The 20,722-nt window shown below is 72.9% G+C and carries 18 protein-coding genes; 6 read left to right on the top strand and 12 right to left on the bottom strand.

The genetic code is table 11. The features are described 5' to 3' along the window. Positions 1-52 precede the first annotated feature (52 nt). From AB0J46_RS42825 to AB0J46_RS42810, 4 genes are all read left to right on the top strand, one after another. The gene (locus AB0J46_RS42825; protein ID WP_364340846.1) at positions 53-1,714 is read left to right on the top strand and encodes an endo-1,4-beta-xylanase; all 1,662 of its coding nucleotides are present in this window, start codon (positions 53-55) and stop codon (positions 1,712-1,714) included. 125 nt (positions 1,715-1,839) lie between these two features. Continuing rightward, the gene (locus AB0J46_RS42820) at positions 1,840-2,409 is read left to right on the top strand and encodes a dienelactone hydrolase family protein (RefSeq protein WP_364340845.1); all 570 of its coding nucleotides are present in this window, start codon (positions 1,840-1,842) and stop codon (positions 2,407-2,409) included. Between the two features lie 228 nt (positions 2,410-2,637). Next, complete coding sequence (locus tag AB0J46_RS42815) at positions 2,638-3,687, top strand: TOMM precursor leader peptide-binding protein (protein WP_364340843.1); 1,050 nt, start codon at positions 2,638-2,640, stop codon at positions 3,685-3,687. Next, positions 3,684-4,760, top strand: coding sequence for a hypothetical protein (locus AB0J46_RS42810; protein ID WP_364340841.1), 1,077 nt, complete (start codon positions 3,684-3,686; stop codon positions 4,758-4,760). Before AB0J46_RS42815 ends, AB0J46_RS42810 begins: the two co-directional genes overlap by 4 nt. A 46-nt stretch (positions 4,761-4,806) precedes the next feature. Here AB0J46_RS42810 and AB0J46_RS42805 read toward each other — a convergent pair whose 3' ends face one another. From AB0J46_RS42805 to AB0J46_RS42750, 12 genes are all read right to left on the bottom strand, one after another. Next, the gene (locus tag AB0J46_RS42805) at positions 4,807-7,965 is read right to left on the bottom strand and encodes a DUF87 domain-containing protein (protein WP_364340839.1); all 3,159 of its coding nucleotides are present in this window, start codon (positions 7,963-7,965) and stop codon (positions 4,807-4,809) included. Continuing rightward, entirely contained in the window at positions 7,947-8,582 is a 636-nt protein-coding gene (locus AB0J46_RS42800; RefSeq protein WP_364340837.1) for a hypothetical protein, read from the bottom strand. The genes AB0J46_RS42805 and AB0J46_RS42800 overlap by 19 nt, the downstream gene beginning before the upstream one ends. Before the next feature lie 3 nt (positions 8,583-8,585). Next, complete coding sequence (locus AB0J46_RS42795) at positions 8,586-9,647, bottom strand: DUF559 domain-containing protein (RefSeq protein WP_364340835.1); 1,062 nt, start codon at positions 9,645-9,647, stop codon at positions 8,586-8,588. A gap of 57 nt (positions 9,648-9,704) precedes the next feature. Beyond that, positions 9,705-10,367 carry a sensor domain-containing protein gene (locus AB0J46_RS42790; RefSeq protein ID WP_364340833.1) on the bottom strand — a complete coding sequence of 221 codons (663 nt, stop codon included), beginning with the start codon at positions 10,365-10,367 and terminating at the stop codon, positions 9,705-9,707. 113 nt (positions 10,368-10,480) lie between these two features. Further along, positions 10,481-10,915, bottom strand: a complete 435-nt coding sequence (locus AB0J46_RS42785) for a helix-turn-helix domain-containing protein (protein ID WP_352364923.1) — start codon at positions 10,913-10,915, stop codon at positions 10,481-10,483. A gap of 40 nt (positions 10,916-10,955) precedes the next feature. After that, positions 10,956-12,554, bottom strand: coding sequence for an ABC transporter ATP-binding protein (locus AB0J46_RS42780; protein WP_364340831.1), 1,599 nt, complete (start codon positions 12,552-12,554; stop codon positions 10,956-10,958). Then, the gene (locus AB0J46_RS42775; protein WP_364340829.1) at positions 12,551-13,657 is read right to left on the bottom strand and encodes a serine hydrolase domain-containing protein; all 1,107 of its coding nucleotides are present in this window, start codon (positions 13,655-13,657) and stop codon (positions 12,551-12,553) included. Before AB0J46_RS42775 ends, AB0J46_RS42780 begins: the two co-directional genes overlap by 4 nt. Further along, a complete protein-coding gene (locus tag AB0J46_RS42770) occupies positions 13,654-14,868 on the bottom strand; it encodes an anhydro-N-acetylmuramic acid kinase (protein ID WP_364340827.1) in 1,215 nt (404 codons plus the stop codon). The genes AB0J46_RS42775 and AB0J46_RS42770 overlap by 4 nt, the downstream gene beginning before the upstream one ends. After that, on the bottom strand, positions 14,865-15,764 hold the full coding sequence (murQ, locus tag AB0J46_RS42765) for an N-acetylmuramic acid 6-phosphate etherase (RefSeq protein ID WP_364340825.1): 900 nt from the start codon (positions 15,762-15,764) through the stop codon (positions 14,865-14,867). The genes AB0J46_RS42770 and murQ overlap by 4 nt, the downstream gene beginning before the upstream one ends. Next, positions 15,761-16,588: an ABC transporter permease gene (locus AB0J46_RS42760; RefSeq protein ID WP_364340823.1), complete on the bottom strand. Its 828-nt coding sequence runs from the start codon at positions 16,586-16,588 to the stop codon at positions 15,761-15,763. The genes murQ and AB0J46_RS42760 overlap by 4 nt, the downstream gene beginning before the upstream one ends. Then, positions 16,585-17,553, bottom strand: coding sequence for an ABC transporter permease (locus AB0J46_RS42755; protein ID WP_364340821.1), 969 nt, complete (start codon positions 17,551-17,553; stop codon positions 16,585-16,587). Before AB0J46_RS42755 ends, AB0J46_RS42760 begins: the two co-directional genes overlap by 4 nt. Continuing rightward, the gene (locus AB0J46_RS42750) at positions 17,553-19,100 is read right to left on the bottom strand and encodes an ABC transporter substrate-binding protein (RefSeq protein WP_364340819.1); all 1,548 of its coding nucleotides are present in this window, start codon (positions 19,098-19,100) and stop codon (positions 17,553-17,555) included. Before AB0J46_RS42750 ends, AB0J46_RS42755 begins: the two co-directional genes overlap by 1 nt. An 86-nt stretch (positions 19,101-19,186) precedes the next feature. Here AB0J46_RS42750 and AB0J46_RS42745 point away from each other — a divergent pair, with 86 nt between their 5' ends. Together AB0J46_RS42745 and AB0J46_RS42740 are read left to right on the top strand one after the other, a co-directional pair. After that, complete coding sequence (locus tag AB0J46_RS42745; RefSeq protein WP_364340817.1) at positions 19,187-20,071, top strand: MurR/RpiR family transcriptional regulator; 885 nt, start codon at positions 19,187-19,189, stop codon at positions 20,069-20,071. Positions 20,072-20,196: 125 nt separating this feature from the next. Next, positions 20,197-20,715 (top strand): peptidoglycan recognition family protein, encoded by a 519-nt coding sequence (locus tag AB0J46_RS42740; RefSeq protein ID WP_358285861.1) that lies wholly within the window; start codon positions 20,197-20,199, stop codon positions 20,713-20,715. Positions 20,716-20,722 lie beyond the last annotated feature (7 nt).

Here is a 20,722-nt window from a genome sequence, read left to right as displayed (position 1 = left end):
ATCCGCTGGGGATCGAAAGGTTTCGGAACCGAGTGCCTGCCTCCGGAGGTAGATGCCCGTGCTCTCGTCCCTGTCCGTCAGAGTCCTCGCGCTGCTGGGGATTCTCGCAGCATTCCTCCTCCCCGCCACCTCGGCCGACGCCTCGGCGCCCCTGCGCGCGCACGCGTCCGCCAAGGGCAAGTTCATCGGCACGGCGCTCGCCACCACCCCGCTGTCCGGCGAGACCTCCTACCGCACCATCGCGGCCACCGAGTTCAGCCAGGTCACCCCCGAGAACGCGATGAAGTGGGACGCCACCGAGCCCAGCCAGGGCCAGTTCAACTACTCCGGCGCCGACGCGATCGTCGCCTTCGCCGCCCAGAACGACCAGCAGGTGCACGGCCACACCCTCGTGTGGCACAACCAGACGCCGGGCTGGGTGCAGGGCCTGAGCGCGACCGCGATGCGCGCGGCCATGCAGAACCACATCGCCAACGTCGTCGGCCACTTCGCCGACAACCCGGCCGTCGTCTCCTGGGACGTGGTCAACGAGGTCTTCGAGGACAACGGCAACCTGCGCACGTCGTTCTGGTACAACACGCTGGGCTCGGGCTACATCGCCGACGCCTTCCGCGCCGCGCGCGCCGCCGACCCCGACGCCAAGCTGTGCATCAACGACTACAACACCGAGGGCATCAACGCCAAGAGCACGGCGATCTACAACCTGGTCTCCTCCCTGCGCCAGCAGGGCGTGCCGATCGACTGCGTCGGCTTCCAGTCCCACCTGGCCATCCAGTACGGCTTCCCCAGCGACTTCCAGCAGAACCTGCAGCGCTTCGCCGCCCTCGGCGTCCAGGTCCGGATCACCGAGCTGGACGTGCGCATGCAGACCCCCAGGGACGCCACCAAGGACGCCACCCAGGCCACCTACTACCGCAACGTCGTCAACGCCTGCCTCGCGGTGACCGCCTGCCAGGGCGTCACGATCTGGGGCTTCACCGACAAGTACTCCTGGGTGCCCGACACCTTCCCCGGTCAGGGCGCCGCGCTGATCTACAACGAGAGCTACCAGCAGAAGCCGTCGTACACCGCCGTGCACGACGCCCTGGCCGGCGGCGCCGGCACCGACACCACCCCGCCCAGCACGCCGGGCGCCCCCACGGCGGGCAACGTCACCGCGAGCTCGGCCACCCTCACCTGGGCCGCCTCCACCGACACCGGCGGCAGCGGCCTGGCCGGCTACGACGTCTACCGCGAGCAGGGCGGCACCGACACCCGGCTCGGCCAGTCCACCGGCAACAGCGTCAACCTGACCGGCCTGACCGCGGGCACCCAGTACCAGGTCTACGTGCGGGCGCGCGACGGCGCGGGCAACCTGTCCGGCGAGTCCCCGTCGGTCACCTTCACCACCCTCACCGGGGGCGGCGGAGGCGGCTGCACCGCCGCGGGCACCGTGCAGACCCAGTGGAGCGGCGGGTACGTCATCCAGCCCGTGACCGTCACCAACACCGGCACGTCCCAGATCAACGGCTGGACGGTCACCTTCACCCTGCCCGCCGGGCACACCCTGACCGGCTCCTGGAACGCCGCCGTCACCGTCAGCGGGCAGAACGTCACCGCCAGGAACGCCGGGTACAACGGCACGCTCGCGCCCGGCGCGAGCACCAGTTTCGGGTTCCAGGTCAGCAGGCCGGGCGGCGACACCGCGACGCCGTCCGCCTACACCTGCGCCTGACCCGCGCGACCTCCCCGGGCGGACATGGCCACCGCCCGGGGACCCGCGCGCCGGCGCGGCGGGGCACGGGAGGGTGCCCGAACGGGGCCCTTGGTGGGGCCTGCGCGCGGTGGTACACAGTGCACATGGCAGAGATCATCCTGTTGCACTCCGCACAGGGCCTGCGACCGGGGGTAATAGGGGCCGCGGAGGCGCTTCGCGCGGGCGGGCACGTCGTGCGCACGCCCGACTACTACGACGGCGAGGTCTTCGACGACCTCGAATCCGGACTGCGCAAACGGGACGCGATCGGCTTCGACGAGCTCGCGCGCCGCTGGCGGGAGATCGCCGCGCAGGCGCGCGGGCCGGTCGTGTTCGCCGGGTTCTCGCTGGGCGGGTTCGGGGCCCAGCTCCTGGCCGCCACGCACCCGCTGGCCCGGGGGCTGCTGCTCTACCACGGCTGCGCGGCCGTGGCAGAGGTGAGCGCGGAGGGGTGGCCGGTCTCGGTGCCGGTGCAGCTCCACTACGCGGAGGGCGACCCGTGGGTGGACGCCGGTGACGTCCGCAGTCTGCGGACGGAGCTCGGGCCGTTATTCGAGTGCTTCATTTATCCGGGAAATGTGCACTTGTTCGCCGATCCCGATCTTCCCGGATACTCCGAAGAGTCGGCGGCGCTTATGTGGAAACGATCCCGCGACTTTATTGCGCGGATATAAGACGATTTCGCGGATATTTCGTACTTGGGTCTATCAAAAGGGGCGATCTTTACTTTATGATCTCATCGGCCCATCAAGATCGACGGAAGGATCGCTCATGACGATCGAGATCAAGAAGGTCGAAGAAGTCGAGACCACCGGAAACAGCAACAGCTGCTGACCTCTTCGGGCCTCCCGCGACGCGGCCCGACCCCGCGGGAGGCCCTCACTCGCCCGGGAGCCGCCTTCATGCCCAGGATTCAGGTGAATCCGGTCTTCCCCCTGTTCATCGACGACGCCCGCGGGCGCGTACGGCTCGGCGACTTCCCCCCGACCGGCCAGATCCTCGACCCGGCGCCGCCACCCCTGCGCCGCCTGCTGCGCCTGTGCGCCGAGACCCCCGTCGAGCAGTCCGACCTGTACGACCTCCTCGACGACCTCACCCCCGCCGAGATCGACTCGGCCGTCGAACAGCTGCGCGCCGCCCGCTTCCTGGTCACCGACGCCGAGCTGGTCACGCTCGCCGCCGACGCCAGGCTGTCCAGGTTCGCGCTGTTCATGGCCATGTTCCAGCCGGCCGACCGGGCCGTGGCCGCGCTCGGCGACCTCGCCGGCCGGCACGTGGCGGTGCTCGGCGCCGGCGCGATCGGCGGCCAGGTCGCCCTGCACCTCGCCACCTCCGGCGTCGGCCGCCTGACCCTGCTCGACGACGACCGCGTCGAGATCGGCAACCTGCACCGCCAGCACCTCTACACCGTCCGCGACCTCGGCGAGCCCAAGACGGCCGCGGCCGCCCGCCGGCTGCGCGAGCACTGCCCGGACGTCCGCGTCACCCGCGTCGAGCGGCGCATCAACGGACCCTCCGACGTCGTCACCGACGCCGACCTCGTGGTCAACACCGTCGACACCCCGCAGCCGCACATCCGCCGCTGGGTCAACGAGGCCTGCGTGCGGGCCGGCACGCCGTTCGTCACCGGCGGCTTCAACCAGCACGTCGGCCTGCTCGGCCCGCTGGTCGTGCCCGGCAAGACCGGCTGCCTGGCCTGCCAGGAGGCCGCCCTGGCCGCGCGGTACGGCTCCACCGTCCTGCCGGCCAACGACAACCCCGGACGGGCCATCCCGTCGTTCGGGCCGTTGTGCGGGATCGTGTCGGCCATGCTCGCGTCCGAGGTGATCCGCTTCCTGACCGGCACCGGCGACCCCGCCGTCGAGGGGCGCGGACTCTGGCTCGACCTGCTCACGCTGACCACCACGGCCTACGACTTCGACCGCCGCGACGGCTGCGAGGTGTGCGGGTGAAGGCCGAGCCGCTGACGGACCTGTCGTTCCTCAGCGTGGTGGCCGACGGCCCGGACGACTACGTCATCGGCAACGGCGAGACGTTCGTCAACGTGCCCGGCGTGGCGGCGGCCGTGGTCGAGGCGCTCGACGGCACCAGGACGGCCGCCGAGGCCCGCGCCCTGGTGCTGGCCGAAAGCGGTCTGGACGTGGACGTCGCCGAGTTCGTGACCGGGCTCGGCGCGGCCGGGCTGCTCAACCGGCCCCGGCGTCCGCCCAACCTGTGGGACCGGATCAGGCCCGGCCACGTGGCCTGGCTGTTCTCCCGCCCGGCGCACGCCGTGCTGGCCGCGCTGACCGTGTGCGCCCTGGCCGCGGCGGTCGCCAGGCCCGGCGTGCTGCCGTCGTTCTCCTCGCTGGTCTGGTCGGACAGCCTCACCTTCACCGTCGCCTTCGCCGCGGGCTCCTGGCTGCTGGTGCTGGTGCACGAGCTCGGCCACATCGCCGCGGCCCGGTCGCTCGGCGTGCGGGCCGAGCTGTCGCTCGGCACCCGCCTGCAGTTCCTCGTCGTGCAGACCAGGATCACCGGCATCTGGGGCGTGCCCAGGCGCGCCCGCTACCGCGCCCACCTGGCGGGCATGCGGGTGGACTGGTTCCTCGCCTGCGCCGGGACCTGCGTCCTGTACGCCGCCGACCTGCCCGTGGTGCGGCTGGTCGTGGTCATCTGCCTGTCGCAGATCGCCTGGCAGTTCCTGTTCTTCATGCGCACCGACGTCTACTACGCGATCGCCAACGCCGGCGGCAACAAGAACCTCATGGCCGACGCGCAGGCGTACCTGCGGGCGCGGCGCACCCGTACGGCGCCGCGCGGCGTCCGGGTGTACGCCTGGTTCCTCGTGGCAGGACGGGTGCTCGGGCTGGCCTTCTTCGCGCTCTACACGATCCCGGTGACGGTCGCCGTGTGCCGCCGGGCCGTCGATGAGCTGCCGGGCTGGCAGCCGGTCGCCGCCCTGGCCGTGGTCGGCGCCGGCTGGGCGCTCTACCTGGCCGTCCTGGGCCGCCGCCTGCTCGCCTCGGCCCGCCGATCCTCTTGAGACAGCACGGTCCCGGCCGCCCCCTCCGCGGCCGGGACCGTGGCGATCAGGCGCCCCCGCGGCTCCTGGCGACGACCTCCTCTGTGGTGAGCGGCGCCTTCGGGTGGTGCGTCAGGCACATGGGCACGCGCGCCTTGGCGAACCCGCCGCCCTCACCGGCCACGTAGAACTCGCCCGCGCCCAGCCGGGAGATGTCCGGCACGTCACCGCCGCCCTTGAACTGGGCCATCTCCCTGGCCGCGCTGATCTGGATCGGGGCGTTCAGCAGGCCGAAGAACTGCGTGGCGCAGTTGCCCGGGATCTGGTTGTGCAGCCCCTTGGGCGCCTGCGTGGCGAAGACCAGGCCCAGGCCGTACTTGCGGGCCTGGGAGGCGAGCAGCACCGTGCTGCGGGTGGAGACCGACGCGCCTCCCGCCGCGGGGGCGAACGTCTGCGCCTCGTCCATGACGAACAGCGCGCCCAGCGGACGGTCCTGGGCGGGGTGCCGCTTGAACCAGACGAACAGCTCCATCTGCAGCCGGCTGACGAAGCTCTGCCGCTGCTCCAGGCCCGGCAGCCCGGCCAGGCTGATCACCGAGACGCGGGCCCGCCTGCCCGGCGGCGGCGTCACCAGCAACCCGGGATCGACCGGCTCGCCGGCCCCGCCGAACAGCGGGTCGTTGTCCATCGCCGCGGTGAGCGACTGGGACAGGTCGGCCGCGATGCGCCGGGCGCTGGCCAGCTCGCTCACCCCGTCCGGCAGGTCGGCCAGGTACGCCGCGAACCCTCTCAGACTGGTCGCGCCGCCGCCTCCGTAGGCGGCCAGGGCCCGCCTGAGCACGGCCTGCCCGCGCAGCGCCTTGTCGGTGTTGGCGTCCAGCCTGACCCGCGGCACGATGAACGCGACCGCGGCCTCGACCGCCTCGGCGAACTCGTCGGGGTCGCCGGCCAGGCTCGCCAGGTCGGGCAGCGGCTGGAAGCTCAGCGGACGTCCGCCCGTCCGTCCCGGCGTCCAGACGGTCACGTCGGTGGCCGCCAGGTACTCCGCGGCGCGGCGGGCGTCGCCCTCCGCCCACGTGCGCGGCGGCTCGGGCCACGGCTCGTCCAGCCGGGCCAGGTCGTTGTTCGGGTCCAGCACGATCGAGGAGACGCCGCGCAGCGCGCACTCCTCGACCAGCCGCCTGATCAGCACGGTCTTGCCCGAGCCGGAACCGGCGAAGATCGCGGTGTGCTTGCGCAGCGCCTCCAGCGCGATCCGCACCGGCCCGCCGTCCGCGATCCGCCGCCCGATCGTCAGGGAGTGGTCCTGGTCGCCGCCGTCCTGGCTCCGTGCCGCGACGGGGCTCTCGAGGGCCGGTACGGCGGGAACGCTCCACGCGTCGGCCAGTGCCTCGATGAGGAAGCCGATCCCGGACGTCGGCCGCCGCGCGGCGAGCCAGGCGGCCAGCTCCGGCGGGCTCTCGGCGACCAAGGCCCGCAGCGCGGCGAGGACCAGCAGGTCCTGGCGGCTCGTCCGCAGCGTCCTGCCGCCCGCCCGTTCGAACGCCGCGATCGCCTCCCGCGTCGCCGGCCCTGGCGACCACGGGGTGTCGCGCAGCAGGAACAACCGCCGTTTGGGCACCTCCGCGTCGAGTCCGGCCGCCACGCACGCCTTGCGGAGGCGGTTCAGCGCCGCGTTGCCGTGCGTCGCGCTGACCGCGCGGAAGGCCCAGTGGACCTCGTCCTCCCTGCTCTCGTCGAGCGTGCGGCGCAGCCGGGCGTGCAGCGGGGGCTTGGCGCTCGGCGGCGGGTCCAGGCTGAAGGCCCGGCCGGCCGCACCCTGCTCGGCGATCCACGCGGACAGCCCGGCGGCCAGCAGCGCGGGCATCGCGGTGTCCTCGCTGGCCTGGTCGATCACCGGAGCCTGCGCGGCCGCCAGCAGCTCGGCGAAGCGGGCGTCGAGCGCGGCGAGATCGGCGGCGCCGGCCGGCGCGACAGGGCCGGCGTGGTCGGCAGGACGCGCGGGCGGCTGCGGACGCGGCGTCGTCTCGGCCGCGAACCCGGTCAGCTCCCTGACCTCGCCGTCCGTGAGGCAGGCGTGGACGTGCCGGTCGATCCGGATGAGCAGCTCGCGCGGGGTGAAGCCGGGCGCCTGCTCGAACGCCTCCGGCCGGACCGGCCACGTCGGGTACGGCGGCTTGACGCCCGCCTCGCCGTACTGCACCTCGAAGCGCGTGGCGACCAGCGTGCGCGCGGTGGCCGCGTCGGGGATGGTCATGAGCGGGACCGCCTGGCGGAAGCGGTCGCGGACGGTGTCGACCGCCACCTGCTCGATGAGCGCCCACGTGGCGGGGATGCAGGTCACCACCGTCAACGTCCGGCGGGTGACCTCGCGCAGCGCCATCAGGCCGCCCGCGATGCGCTCGATCATGAGCTGCTCGGCCGGGTCGTGCCCGGCGCGGCCGGAGGTGGTGACCCGGGACTGGGCGACGAGCGGGTCGATCTGGTCCACCGCGACGATCGTGGGGCCGGTGAGCGCCATCAGCCGCGAGAGGTCCCTGACGATCTCCTGCGGCGTGCGCCCGAGCTGCCGGATGCCCCAGCGGGCCCGCTCGCCCGGCTCGCCCTCGGGCGCCGACGACAGGTACGACTCCCCGAGGTCCTGCAGCCCCGGATCGTCGCCGGCCAGCAGGACCAGGGCGCGCGCGGCGTCCTGGCTGTCGCGGCCGACCTGGCCCCCGACGCGGCGGAACGCGGTGACGAAGGCGTCCAGCTCGTCCCGGGTGAGGCCGCGCTTGCCGGTGATCGAGCGGCGGGCCATGCGGGACAGCCCCGCCATGATGGCCAGGCGGTCCAGGAGCACGGTGAGCTGCGTCTGCCCGTCGTGGCGGGGCCGGGAGAGGCTGTCCAGCAGGGAGACCACGATGCTCTCCCAGAACCCCTTGGCGTCCAGCAGGCCGACCAGGACGAAGTAGCCGTCCTCGCGCTGGGCGCGTTCGCGCAGCCAGCCGAGCAGGTGGGTCTTGCCGGTGCCGCGCTGGCCCTGCACGACCACGCCGATGGGGCTGCTCTCGGGCCGGTGGGCGGCCTCGGCCAGCCCGTCGAGGAGGATCTTCGTCGACGCGCCGTGCAGGCCCTCGACGTGGAAGGGGGAGCGGCGCCACACGTCGTCGGCGCCCTCGGTGTAGTTGAACGTCAGCGCGGCCAGGTCCGCGATGCCGCCGCCGCTCACAGCTCGCCGATCCACAGCAGATGCTTGTCCTGCCCGCCTATGATCACCGCCGCTTCGCGGTCCTCGGGCGTGAGCGTCTTCTGGTTCGACTCCGGTACCAGGTTCACGTCCGGGAGGCGTTCCATCAGCACGAGCGTCTCGTCCACCTCGTGCTTCGGCACGGCGGGGAGCAGCCGCCGGAGCGGGGTCAGGCTCACCCACGAGCCGGGCGCGGCGGCCAGTTCGGCGTACGCGGCACGGATGCGCGACTCCAGACCGGCGGGGAGGACGTCCGGCTCCGGCTGGAAGATCTCCGACAGCCGCTGGTCGGTGCGCCGCATGAACCGGGGCAGCCATTCGAGCAGGGCCCGCGCGATGGCCCCCGACGAGCCGGTCTGCGGCGGGATCGCCCCCGCCCGCAGGTCCTCGGCCAGCCTGGCCCACCCGGAGTCGGTGAGCACGTGCACGAAGGCGCGGCCGCCCCTGGGCCGGTGGCTCTCGACCAGCTTCAGGTCGTTGAGCTTCAGCCGCCGCGGACCGTCGATGGTCAGCCTGTAGTGCTCCTTGAGCTCGCTGTTGGAGACCTCGCGGGCTTCGACGGCCAGCACCAGCAGGGCAGTGAACTCGGGCAGGGTCAGCCCTTTGTCCGGCATATCTCATCCTTCCGCTCTGCGGCGGTTCCGCAGAAACTGGCCGATCTGACGGACGACGGTGTCCATGTCAGTCATCACCTGAGCATCGGGAAAGCGCAGCACGGCGTAACCGTCGAGTTGCAGGAGCACGTCCCGCTGCCGGTCCGCGGCGAACTTGGCCGGCGCCCGGTGGTCGGGGCCGTCGATCTCCACGACGCACCGCTCCCGCTCCCAGAGCAGGTCCACCCGGATCGGCGCAGCCAGCGGCCCCGGCCGGTACGTCTGGTTCCAGGCCCGGCCCCCGGCCCACGCCCGCGCCGACAAGGCGGCCTCCAGCGCCCGCTCGCTCGCGCTGCCCGGATGCGGCCTGCCCGCCACCGGCGGATACGCGAGGGCGGGCGCCCGATCGGCGGTCGCGGGAAGCGGTACGACTTCGCGAGCGTCGCCAACGCCTGCGGGAAGCGGGTCCGTGGTGAGCGGGCCCGTGGGGAACGGGTTCGCGGGGAGCGGGGTGGCGATCGTCCGCACGCGGTCGTCGGGCAGGGGCGCGCCCGCCAGCCAGACGCCGGCCCGGCCCCGGTGCGCCAGCCACTCGCACCCGGCGACCAGCACTTCCCGGGCCGCCGCGCCCAGCCCGTCCGGCACCCGCACCAGGACCGCCAGCCGGGCCCGGCCGAAGCTGTCGGCCAGCACCCTGACCAGCCCCGCCGCCCGGACCTCCGGCGCGAGAGCGCTGGGTGCGGCCGTCAGCGCCCGCCGGGCCAATTCGGCGAGGAACGGCCCGAAGTGGCCGGTCACCGAGGCCCTGCGCAGGGCCAGCGCCTGGACCGCGGCCACGTTCACCCCGGACGGGCCCTCGATGCCCTCGGCCCCCGGTAACCAGGCCGGGAACAGCGCGATGGCCGCCTTGTCCAGCTCACGCAGGACGGAGGCGGCCAGGTCGGCGACGGAACGTTCCTCGGCGGCGAAGTAGGTGACGACGGCCGGGGCGTCGTCCGGCAGGGGATCGAGGGCCAGCGCCACGGCGTCGGGGTCGGCGTCGAGCCGTACCACCTGGCCGATCGGCAGCTCTGCCCACGACGGCACGGCTTCCCTGCCCTCACAAGATCGGAAACGTCGGCACTTGGGAGGGTAGCCCCGTCCCTAGCGGGCTGTCACCCAGACCGGGGAGGCGCCCTCCACGGACGACGGGACGTGGGCGCGGGTCAGCAGGGCCTGGGACACGCTCGCCTTCACCAGGGCCGCCGTCCGCAGCACCGGGACGAGCGTGAGCGCGAACAGCAGGCCCACCGCCGTGTTGAACGCCACGAACGGCACGGTCCCGGTGCCGAGGCCGAGCAGGGCGGGCAGGCCGCCGTCCACGCCGGGGATCGCGGCGATCGCCCAGCCGTAGACCGGGAAGGTCAGGCCGAGCAGCGCGCCCGCCCACCACACCGCGCTCACGACGGCGGCGGCCAGCGAGACCGGGAAGGTGATGATCGCGTGCAGCAGGTCCATCGCCGCCTGGCCGGAGGCCAGCGGGTTCATCATGCGGCGGAAGGAACCCGCCCCCGCGGGGGCCTGCGCGTAGCGGGGGCGGGCGATCGGGTGGCCGAGCACTCCGGGGAGCGCGGCGCGCTCCAGGTCGGCGAAGTGGCGGGCCATGGCGGCGGTGGCGGCCAGGACGGGCAGCCCGACGAACACGACCGCCGAGCCGAGACCGGCCGAGACTCCGGCGACGGCGAGGGTGAAGGAGGCGGCGGCCGCGGGGAGGCCGAGCAGGGTGTAGCGGGTGTCGGTGGCGACGCGGTGCCGGAGGGTTGTCATGGCTACGACGCTACGGGCCCGGCAGGGGAGCGATCGATCCTGGCGGCGGGCCACTGCGTGGTAGGGCAGGCCCTACCACGCCCCCCGGCGGACCCCTGGAAAGGCGACCCCCGCTACTGCGGCTGGTCCACCCGGATCACGGTCAGCTCCTGCGGGCGCACCGGCTCCCGGCAGTGCGCGCACACCGTGAGCGGCTCCAGGGGCTCGCCGCACGAGTGGCGCCACACGGTGGGCGGCTCGCCCTCGGTGACGTACCGGTCGCCCCAGTCCATGAGGGCGAGCAGGACCGTGTGCAGGGCCTGGCCCGACTCGGTGAGGACGTACTCGTGGCGCGGCGGGTGCCGCTCGTACGGCACCCGCTCCAGCAGGCCCACCTCGACCAGCTTGCGCAGCCGGGCGGTGAGGATGTCGCGGCTGGCGCCGGTGTTGCGGGCGATCTGGTCGAAGCGGCGCACCCCGAGCATGATCTCGCGCATCGCCAGCAGGCTCCACCGCTCGCCCACGACGGCCAGCGCGTTGGCGATCGAGCACTCTCTCGGGCGGGACAAGGCCCCTCCGCTCAGGTAGGTCCGGATTTCCAACTTACCATCAGGCGGCCCGTCCAGGGATGGCGGCGAGCAGCTCGCGGGTGTAGTCGGCGCGCGGCGAGCCGAAGATCTCGGCCGCCGTGCCGCTCTCCACGATCCGGCCCGCCTGCATCACGTGCACCCGGTGCGAGATCATCCGGACGACGGCCAGGTCGTGGCTGATGAACAGGTAAGTGAGCCCGAGGTCGCGCTGCAGCTCGGCGAGCAGCTCCAGGATCTGGGCCTGGACCAGCACGTCCAGCGCGGAGACGGCCTCGTCGAGCACGACCAGCTCGGGGGAGAGCGCCAGCGCCCGCGCGATCGCCACCCGCTGCCGCTGGCCGCCGGACAGCTCGTGCGGCAGCCGTTCGGCCACCGACGCCGGCAGCGAGACCTTCTCCAGCAGCTCGGCGACGGTCCGCGCGCGCTCGGCCGGGGTGCCCACGCGGTGCACGCGCAGCGGCTCGGCGATCGACTTCTCGACCGTGTAGCGGGGGTCGAGCGAGGCGTACGGGTTCTGGAAGACCGGCTGCACCCGGCGGCGGAAGGCGAACAGCTCCCGGCGGCCGAGCGAGGTCAGGTCGGTGCCGTCGAACAGGATCCGGCCGGAGGTGATGCCGTCCAGGCCGAGCAGCAGGTTGGCGGTGGTCGACTTGCCCGAGCCCGACTCGCCCACGACCGAGACGGTACGGCCGCGCGGGATCGTGAAGGAGACCCCGTCCACCGCCGTGAACTCCCCGGCGCCGCCCCGCAGCGGGAACACCTTGCGCAGGTCCTCCACCACGACCAGGTCCTCGGCGCTCTCCTTCGGGCCGGGCTCGGCCACCCGCACCGACGACAGGCTCGGCACGGCCTTCAGCAGCCGCCGGGTGTACTCGTGCCGCGGGTCGGCCAGCAGCTCGGCCGCCGGGCCGGTCTCCACGATCTCGCCCCGGTACATGACGGCCACCACGTCGGCCCGCTCGGCGGCCAGCGCCAGGTCGTGCGTGATGAGGAAGACGGCGGTGCCCATCTCGGCGGTGAGCTGCCCGAGCTGGTCGAGGATGCGCCGCTGCACGGTCACGTCGAGGGCCGAGGTCGGCTCGTCGGCGATGAGCAGCTTGGGCCGGCAGGCCAGCCCCATGGCGATGAGCGCCCGCTGCCGCATGCCGCCGGAGAACTCGTGCGGGTACTGCCCGGCCCGCCGCTCCGGCTCGGGGATGCCGACCATCTCCAGCAGCTCGGTCACGCGCCCGCGCGCCGCCCTGCCCGCGGCCAGGCCGTGCACCTCCAGGGCCTCGGCGATCTGGTCGCCGATGCGCATGAGCGGGTTGAGGTTGGACATCGGGTCCTGGGGCACCAGGCCGATGCCCGCGCCCCGGACGGCGGTCATCTCGCGCTCGCTCACCCCGGCCAGGTCGCGGCCGTCGAACAGCACCTGGCCGGTCGTGATGCGGCCGCCCGCGGGCAGCAGCCGGTTGACCGCGGCGGCCGTGGTGGACTTGCCCGAGCCCGACTCGCCGACCACGGCCACGGTCTGTCCCGGCAGGATCTCCATCGAGACGTTCCTGACGACGGTGACGTCCTGCTTGCGGGTGCGGAAGGCGACGGAGAGGTCGCGGATCTCCAGGAGCGGGGTCATGCGGTCCTCGATCGGTGGGTGATGGCCTGCAGCAGGCCGGTCCAGAGGGCGTCGGTGGGCGTCGGCGCGGCCGTCGTCAGCAGGCGGTTGCTCGCCAGCGCGATCGCGACGTCCCGGCCGGGGACGAACCCGACGGCGCACCCGACGTAGCCGGGGTGGCCGAGCACGGTGACGGTCTCCTCCCGCAGGTCGAGCCGGTAGGTGCGGAAGCCGAGCGCCTGGCCGGGGTCGGGGCCGGGGGTGAAGAACTCGCGGGCGACCTCGGGCCGCCACAGCCGGTCGTGCTCCTCGTAGCGGGACAGCGCGGTGGCGTACCGCAGCAGGTCCGGGACGGTGGAGAACAGCCCGGCATGGCCCGCCACGCCGCCGAAGGCGTGGCAGGCGTTGCCGTCGGCGACCTGGCCGAGCACGGGCTCGTGCCGCCAGCCGGCGAAGTCCGCGCTGCGGAAGGGCACCGGGTACGGCTCGGAGGTGTCGAGCATGCGCATCTCGACCCGGTCGTCCAGGGCGCTCATGGCCACCTCGGGCCCGGCCGGCCGCGCGTACGTGGTGCCGGCCAGCCCGAGCGGGCCGGTGACCAGCTCGGCCACCGCCCGCTCCAGCGACGTGCCGGTGACGGTCTCGACCACCCGGCCGAGCAGGATGAAGCCCAGGTCGGAGTAGTGCCGTTCGCGGCCGGGCGCGTAGCGCGGGGCGGGCATCCGCGGGTCGAGGTACATCGGCCACCACTCCCACAGCCCGGCCCGGTGCAGCAGCAGGTCCCGCACGGTGACCTGGTCGGGGCAGCCCTCCGGCAGGTACGCGGACGCCCGCTCGTCCAGGTCCACCAGGCGGTCGGAGACCAGGCGGAGGAGGGCCGTCGTGGTGGCGACGACCTTGGTGACCGAGGCCAGGTCGTGGTACGTGCCGAGGGTCATGGGGGCCTCGCCGGCCAGTGCGCCGCCGTCCGTCCGGCGCACGGTGCGGTGGCCGGCGCACTCGGTCAGGTCGAACCACGGCGTGCGGGCCGCCCGGACCAGGCCCGCCGGCGGACCGGGCTCAGGGCTCGCGGGCCCCCCTGGCCGGCTCGAAGGGCCGGGCGGCGCTGCGGGGGCCGGGGTCATCGGCGCAGTACCAGCGAGCGCGGCGGCGTGGGCAGCGGGGCGGGCAGGACGAGCGGGCCCGCGCCGGGCGTCAGCGTGCCGAGCACCCGGGCGGCCTGCGCGCCCGTGCCGCCGGGGACGGTGCCCGGCAGGCCGTGGGCGGTCAGCCAGCCGATGAGCGCGAAGGCGATGGCCTCCTTGTCGTCGGCCGGGGCGCCGAGCTCGTCGGACAGCGACACCCGCACGCCGGGCAGGGCGGCGCGCAGGCCGTCCATGATGACCGGGTTGCGGCAGCCGCCGCCGGAGACGACCAGCACGTCCACGCCCGCCGCGGCGACGTCGGCCGCCACCGTGCGGACCGTCAGCTCAGTCAGCGTCCTCACCAGGTCGGGGCCGGACGGCTCGCGGCCCGCCCTGGCGATCGCCGCCTCGACGTAGGCCAGGTGGAACAGCTCCTTGCCGGTGCTCTTCGGCGCGGCCAGCCGGTAGTACGGCTCGTCGAGCAGCACGTCGAGCAGGCGTTCGTCCACCTGGCCGGAGGCGGCGATCCGGCCGTCCTCGTCGTAGCCGCGCGGGTTCAGGCCGCGGCCGGCCACCACGGCGTCGACGAGGGCGTTGGCCGGGCCGATGTCATAGGCGCTCAGGCCGCCGTCGCGCACGACGGTCATGTTGGAGATGCCGCCCAGGTTGAGCGCCGCCGCGCCGCCCGTGCCGCCCGTGCCGCCCGTGCCGCCCGTGCCGCTCGTGCGTCCGTCCGACAGCAGGCCGCCGAGCAGCAGGTCGTCGAGCACGGAGACCAGCGGGGCGCCGTGCCCGCCCGCGGTGATGTCGCGGATGCGCACGTCCGACAGCACGGGCGCGCCGGTGCGCTCGGCGATCCAGGCGGGCTGGCCGATCTGCAGGGTGCCGCGCGCGTGCGCGCCCTCCACCCAGTGGAAGACCGTCTGGCCGTGGGAGACGATCAGGTCGGCCGGACCGGCCTGCTCGGCCGCGGCCGCGGCGGCCTCGGCGAAGCACTGGCCGATCAGCGTGTCGAGCACGCACACCTCGGCCAGCGTGACGGGCGCGGGCGGCAGCGCGGCCACCAGCCGGGCGCGCAGCTCGTCCGGGTAGGGGGTGCTCGCGGTGTGCAGCACGCGGCCGGTCAGCACGCCCCCGTCGAGGGCGAAGTCGACCAGGGCCACGTCGATGCCGTCGTGCGAGGTGCCGGAGATCATGCCGAGGATCTTCATGCCGGCTCTCCCAGCGCCACGCGCAGCCGTCCCTCGCTGCGGTCCAGCAGCGCCGCCGCCTCCTGCGGCCCGAGCCCGAGCCGGGCGCCGAGCACCGCCTGCTTGACGTTGAAACCGTGCTGGTCGAGCACCCGTTCCGCCTCCTCGCGGTCCACCCCGGCGATCGTGCGCACGATCCTGATCGCCCGTTCCCGTAGCTTGCCGTTGCTGGCCTTGACGTCGACCATCAGGCTCCCGTACGTCTTGCCGAGCCGGACCATGACGATGGTCGAGAACATGTTGAGCACGAGCTTCTGCGCCGTGCCCGCCTTGAGCCGGGTCGAGCCGCTGACCACCTCGGGCCCGACCAGCACCTCGATCGCGTGCTCGGCCTCGGCGCTGAGCGGGGTGCCCGGGTTGCAGGACAGGCCGACGGTCAGCGCGCCGCGCTCGCGGGCCCGCCGCACCGCGCCCAGCACGTACGGCGTGCGCCCGCTGGAGGCGATGCCCACCACCGTGTCCAGCGGCCCGACGCCGGCCGCGTCGATCGCCGCCGCGCCGGCCCCCGCGTCGTCCTCGGCGCCCTCGCACGGGTGCACGATCGCCCGCTCGCCGCCGGCGATGACGGCGAAGACCTGCTCGGGCGGGGTGCTGAAGGTGGGCGGGCATTCGGAGGCGTCCAGGACGCCGAGCCGGCCCGGCGTGCCCGCGCCCACGTAGACCAGCCGGCCGCCGGCCCGTACCAGCTCGGCGGCGGCCTCGATGGCCGGGGTGATCTGCGGCAGCGCCGCGGCGACCGCGGCGGGGACGGTGGCGTCGGCCGCGTTCATGGTCGCGGCGAGCTCGGCCACGCTCATGGTGTCGATGCCCGCGAAGCGCGGGTCGGCCGATTCCGTGGTCAGTTCTGAGAGGTTCACCGCTTGCCTCGGGTTCTGGGGTCGAGAGTGTCACGCAGGCCGTCGCCGAGCAGGTTCAGGCCCACCACCAGCAGCACGACGACCGCGCCCGGCGCGATCAGCGTCCAGGGGGCGATGAACACCAGGCTGCGCGCCTCGAAGATCATCGAGCCCAGCGAGGGGGCGGGCGGCGGCGTGCCCAGGCCGAGGAAGCTCAGCGACGCCTCGGTCAGCACCGCCCACGACAACGACAGCGCCACCTGGATGACGATGATCGAGGTGATGTTGGGCAGCACGTGCCTGAGCATGATCTGCCAGCGGCTCTGGCCGGTGGAGACCGCGGCCTTGACGTACTCGATCTCCCGGAGGGAGAGCACGGGGCCGCGCGTGACACGGATGAAGATGGGGACGTACACGATCGCGATGGCGACGGCGACCGTGAACCAGTTGCGGTCCAGCACCGAGGCCAGTGAGAGCGCGAGCAGCAGCGGCGGGAACGCGAACAGCACGTTCGTCACGCCGCCGATGGCGCCGTCGGCGAAGCCGCGGTAGAACCCGGACACCAGGCCGCCCAGCGTGCCGACCACGGTGGCGAAGGCCACCGCGACCACCGCGATGAGCGCCGAGTTGCCGACCCCGGCCGCCACCCGGGAGAAGACGTCCCGGCCGAACTGGTCGGTGCCGAACAGGTGCGTCCCGGACGGGGACAGGAACCGCTCGGGCGGGTTCTGGGCGATCGGGTCGTAGGGGAGCAGCCCGGCGTACGACAGCGCCGCCACCACGGCCAGCACCAGCAGCACGATCGTGCCCGCCAGCATGGCGGGGCTCCTGCGCAGCGCGATCACGACGCCCTCACCCGCGGGTCGATGATCCGGTACAGCCCGTCGGTCAGCAGGTTGACCAGCACGAACGCCAGCGCGATGACCAGGACCGTGCTCTGCACCACCGCGTACTCCTTCTGCTGGATGCCGAGCAGCACCTGCCGGCCCACGCCGGGCACGGAGAAGATCTGCTCGACCACGACCGCGCCGCCGAGCAGGTAGCCGAACTGCAGCCCGGTCATCGTCACGATCGGCACCAGCGCGTTGCCCAGCACGTGCCTGACCTGCAGGCGGCGCGGCGGCACGCCCTTGGCGCGGGCGGTGCGCACGAAGTCCTCCGAGCGCACCTCCAGCACCGCCGTACGGGTGGTGCGCAGGATCGGCGCGGCGATGCCGAAGCCGAGCACGAGCGCGGGCAGGAACATCTGCTGCAGGTTGAGCAGCGGGTCCTCGGCGAGCGTGGCGAAGCCCTGACCGTTGGGGTTGAAGCCGAACGACGCCGCGAAGATCGACAGCAGCGTCGTGGCCAGCAGGAACGCCGGGACCGACAGCCCGGACAGGCTCACGACCTGGCCGAAGGCGTCCCGCGGCGAGTTCGTCCTGGACGCCGACAACATGCCGAGCGGCACGCCCAGCAGCAGCGCCAGCACGATCGAGAACACCGCCAGCTCGAACGTCACCGGCAGCGAGTGCAGCGTCATCTCCAGCACGCCCTGCTGCGAGCGGGCCGAGTAGCCGAAGTTGCCGGTGAGCATGTTGCCCAGCCAGGAGAAGAACTGCGTGACCGGCGACTGGTCCAGCCCGTAGTACTGCTCCAGGGCCACGCGCTGCGCCGGGGTGAGGGCAGCCGCCTCCGTGCCGAGCCCCGCGGTGATCTGGTCGCCCGGGATCGCCCGGAGCATGACGAAGACGAACACGGCCACCCCGAACAGGGTGCCGATCGTCGAGGCCACGCGCCGGACGGCCCGGCTTGCGAGGATCCGGCGCATCAGGCGACGGACGTCGTGCGCAGGTACTGCAGCGACCCGCTGACCATCGGTACGAACCCGGACACGTTGGAGGTGGTGCCGGTGTAGGTGTAGCTGGTGAACAGCCAGATCCAGGGCGCGTTGGCCTCCAGCTCGGCCGAGACCTTCTCGTAGATCGCCTTGCGGGCGGCCGGGTCGGTCGTGGCCTTGCCCTCGGCGAACAGCTTGTCCAGCGCCGGCGAGCTGTACCCGGCGACCTTGTTCAGATTGCCCTTGCTGGTGAAGTAGCGGCCGTAGGAGCCGTCGGGGTCCGGACGCCCGCCGTTGAGCGCGACGGCCGCGTCGAAGTCGGCCGCCACCCAGCGGTCCACGAACGCGCCGGACTCCAGCACCTCCAGGTCCAGGGTGATCTTCGCCTCGGCGAGCTGCGCCTTGAGGTTCTGGGCCTCGTTCACGGAGGTGGCGTACTCGCCCTGGGAGACGATGGCCTTGACCGTCACGCCGCCGGACTTGCCCGCCTTGCCAAGGTACTCGGCGGCCTTGGCCAGGTCGCGGGCCGGGCAGGGACGCTTGGCCGGGTCCGACCTGAAGGCCGGGGCGGTGATCGGCCCGGTGACCTCGCCCTCGCCGAGCGCGGCGGTGTCGAGCACCTGCTTGCGGTCGATCGCGCACTGGATCGCCAGGCGCACGTTGACGTCCTTGAGGTCGCCGCGCTGGGCGTTGAGCTGGAGGGCGTGGTAGCTGAGCTGCGGCGTCTTGGTGACGGTGATCGTGCCGCCGCCCTGCGCGGTCTGCGCGACCAGCGGGTCGTTGAAGACCGCGAGCTGCACGTTGCCCGACTGCATGGCCGAGACGATGGACGACTCGTCCGGGATCACCCGGAACTCGACGCTGCCCACCTTGGCCTTCTCGGCGCCCCAGTACTTGTCGTTCCTGGCCAGCGTCAGCGACTGGCTCGGGACGCGCTTGCCCAGCGTGAACGGGCCGGTGCCATTGGGGGTGGCGTTGAGCTTCTCCTCGGTGTCGTCGGAGGAGAGCATCGCCATGTTGACGGTGGCCAGGTTCGCCGGGAGCGCGGCGTCGGGGCCGGTCAGCTCCAGCACCACCGTGCTCTCGTCGGGGGCCTCGACCGACTTCACCGACGCCAGCGACGCCCGCGCCACGGCCGCCGTCTTCTCGTCCATGATCTTCTCCAGGGACGCCTTGACGTCCTTGGAGTCGAAGGCGCTGCCGTCGCCGAAGGTCACGCCCTTGCGCAGGGTGAGGGTCAGCTTCTTGCCGTCCTCGGCGGCCTGCCACGACTCGGCCAGGCCCGGCACGACGTTCAGGTCCTTGTCGAACTCGGTGAGGGTGCCGTAGATGTTCTGCAACACGTTCACGGCCGTGAACTGGGTGGCCTTCCAGGGGAAGAGCGTGTCGGGGTCGGAGGTCACGCCGACGACCAGGGCGCCGCCGGACTTGCCCGTGGCGCCGGTGCTGGTCGCGGGCCCGGAAGATGATGAACAGGAGGTCAGGGCGATGGACAGCACTGCGGCGGCGCCGATCGCGGAGAGCGCGCCACGGGGCATGTGGTCTCCTCAGGGGCAGTAGGTCATAAAATTACGCAGACCCTACCACTGGTGTACTAAATTTCCTCAACAGGGATGGATGACGAATGGTCGAGGACGACGGAAGCCTGCTGATCCGCATCCGTGCGGCCATGCCCGCATTACGGCCGTCGGAGCGGCGCATCGCCGAGACGTTCACCGGCGACCCGGCCGCGGCCGCGAACCTGTCCATCGCCGAGCTGGCCGCCCGCTGCGCCACCTCGACGACCTCGGTCGTGCGCTTCTACCAGCGCATGGGATACGCCCACTTCAAGGACTTCCGGATCGACCTGACCAGGGCCGCCGCCCTGGAGGAGCTGACCACGTCGAGCCTGCCGGAGGTGTCGGGCGACATCGACCGCCACGACAGCCTGGAGGGCATCGTCTCCAAGGTCGCCACCAACGAGACGCTGTCCATCGCCGACACGGCCCGCTCCCTGGACATGCAGGCCCTGGGCCGGGCGGTCGCCCTGCTGCTGGCCGCGCGCCGGATCGACACCTTCGGCGTGGGCGCGAGCGCGCTGGTCGGCCTCGACCTGCAGCAGAAGCTCTCGCGCATCGGGCGTACCGCGATCAACTGGCACGACGCCCACTCGGCCTGGACGTCGGCGGCCACGCTCGACGCCGGCTGCGTGTCCGTCGCCGTCTCGCACACCGGCGCGACCGTGGACACGGTCGAGTTCCTGGCCATCGCCCGCCGGTCGGGCGCGGCCACGGTGGCGATCACGAACTTCCGCGACTCGCCGCTGGCCGCCACCGCCGACGTGACGCTGACGACGGCCGCCCGCGAGACCCAGTTCCGCTCCGGCGCGCTCGGCAGCCGCATCGCCCAGCTCATGGTCGTCGACTGCCTGTTCACCGGCGTGGCCGCGGCCAGTTACGACGAGTCGATGGCGGCCCTGCGCAACACCTACGCGGTCGTCCACGACCGAACGGTGCACAAGCGGGGGTGAACCGGCCTGACCAGCATGGAAGTCTTTCTTTGGCGGCACGTGAACCTAGTGACAAAAAGTGATGACACGGCTACTTTAAGTTGACATTCTGGTGGCGAGGCATCGTCTACCAGGAGAGACACCACATGCAGCTGATCACCCGTGCCGACTGGCACGCCAAGAAGCCCACCACCAGTTACACCCGGCTGGCGTCCACCAGGGGCGTCAAGATCCACTACACCGGCGGGAAGGTGCCCTCCGACCTGCCGGACGCCGACAACCACGACAAGTGCGTCGACCTGGTCAGGGACATCCAGCGCATGCACATGTCCGGCGGGCGCGGCGAGACCTACATCGACCTCGGCTACAACATGGTGTGCTGCCCGCACCGGCGCACCTTCATGGGCCGGGGTCCGCACGTCCTGCCCGCCGCCAACGGCCCGGGGCTCAACTCCGGCCACTACGCCGTGCTCGCCCTGCTCGGCAACACCGGGTTCACCGAACCGAACGACGACCTGCTCAACGCCCTCGTCGACGCCATCGAGTACCTGCGCGAGCACGGCGACGCCGGCGACGAGGTCAAGGGCCACCGGGACGGCTACGACACCGACTGCCCCGGCGACCCGCTCTACCACTGGGTGCGAGGGGGCGCCGAACGCCCCTGAGCCGGAC

Source organism: Nonomuraea sp. NPDC049758 (assembly GCF_040674635.1).
In the GTDB taxonomy this organism is placed as follows: domain Bacteria; phylum Actinomycetota; class Actinomycetes; order Streptosporangiales; family Streptosporangiaceae; genus Nonomuraea.
Note: the sequence above shows the minus strand (reverse complement) of the source record. Positions and strands in the feature narration are given on the sequence as shown.

Excerpts from the sequence above, each read along its gene's own strand:
- AB0J46_RS42825 (WP_364340846.1), top strand. The coding sequence starts at position 53 with ATGCCCGTGCTCTCGTCCCTGTCCGTCAGAGTCCTCGCGCTGCTGGGG.
- AB0J46_RS42820 (WP_364340845.1), top strand. The coding sequence starts at position 1,840 with ATGGCAGAGATCATCCTGTTGCACTCCGCACAGGGCCTGCGACCGGGG.
- AB0J46_RS42815 (WP_364340843.1), top strand. The coding sequence starts at position 2,638 with ATGCCCAGGATTCAGGTGAATCCGGTCTTCCCCCTGTTCATCGACGAC.
- AB0J46_RS42800 (WP_364340837.1), bottom strand. The coding sequence starts at position 8,582 with ATGCCGGACAAAGGGCTGACCCTGCCCGAGTTCACTGCCCTGCTGGTG.
- AB0J46_RS42790 (WP_364340833.1), bottom strand. The coding sequence starts at position 10,367 with ATGACAACCCTCCGGCACCGCGTCGCCACCGACACCCGCTACACCCTG.
- AB0J46_RS42780 (WP_364340831.1), bottom strand. The coding sequence starts at position 12,554 with ATGACCCCGCTCCTGGAGATCCGCGACCTCTCCGTCGCCTTCCGCACC.
- AB0J46_RS42775 (WP_364340829.1), bottom strand. The coding sequence starts at position 13,657 with ATGACCCCGGCCCCCGCAGCGCCGCCCGGCCCTTCGAGCCGGCCAGGG.
- AB0J46_RS42770 (WP_364340827.1), bottom strand. The coding sequence starts at position 14,868 with ATGAAGATCCTCGGCATGATCTCCGGCACCTCGCACGACGGCATCGAC.
- AB0J46_RS42755 (WP_364340821.1), bottom strand. The coding sequence starts at position 17,553 with ATGCGCCGGATCCTCGCAAGCCGGGCCGTCCGGCGCGTGGCCTCGACG.
- AB0J46_RS42750 (WP_364340819.1), bottom strand. The coding sequence starts at position 19,100 with ATGCCCCGTGGCGCGCTCTCCGCGATCGGCGCCGCCGCAGTGCTGTCC.
- AB0J46_RS42745 (WP_364340817.1), top strand. The coding sequence starts at position 19,187 with ATGGTCGAGGACGACGGAAGCCTGCTGATCCGCATCCGTGCGGCCATG.
- AB0J46_RS42740 (WP_358285861.1), top strand. The coding sequence starts at position 20,197 with ATGCAGCTGATCACCCGTGCCGACTGGCACGCCAAGAAGCCCACCACC.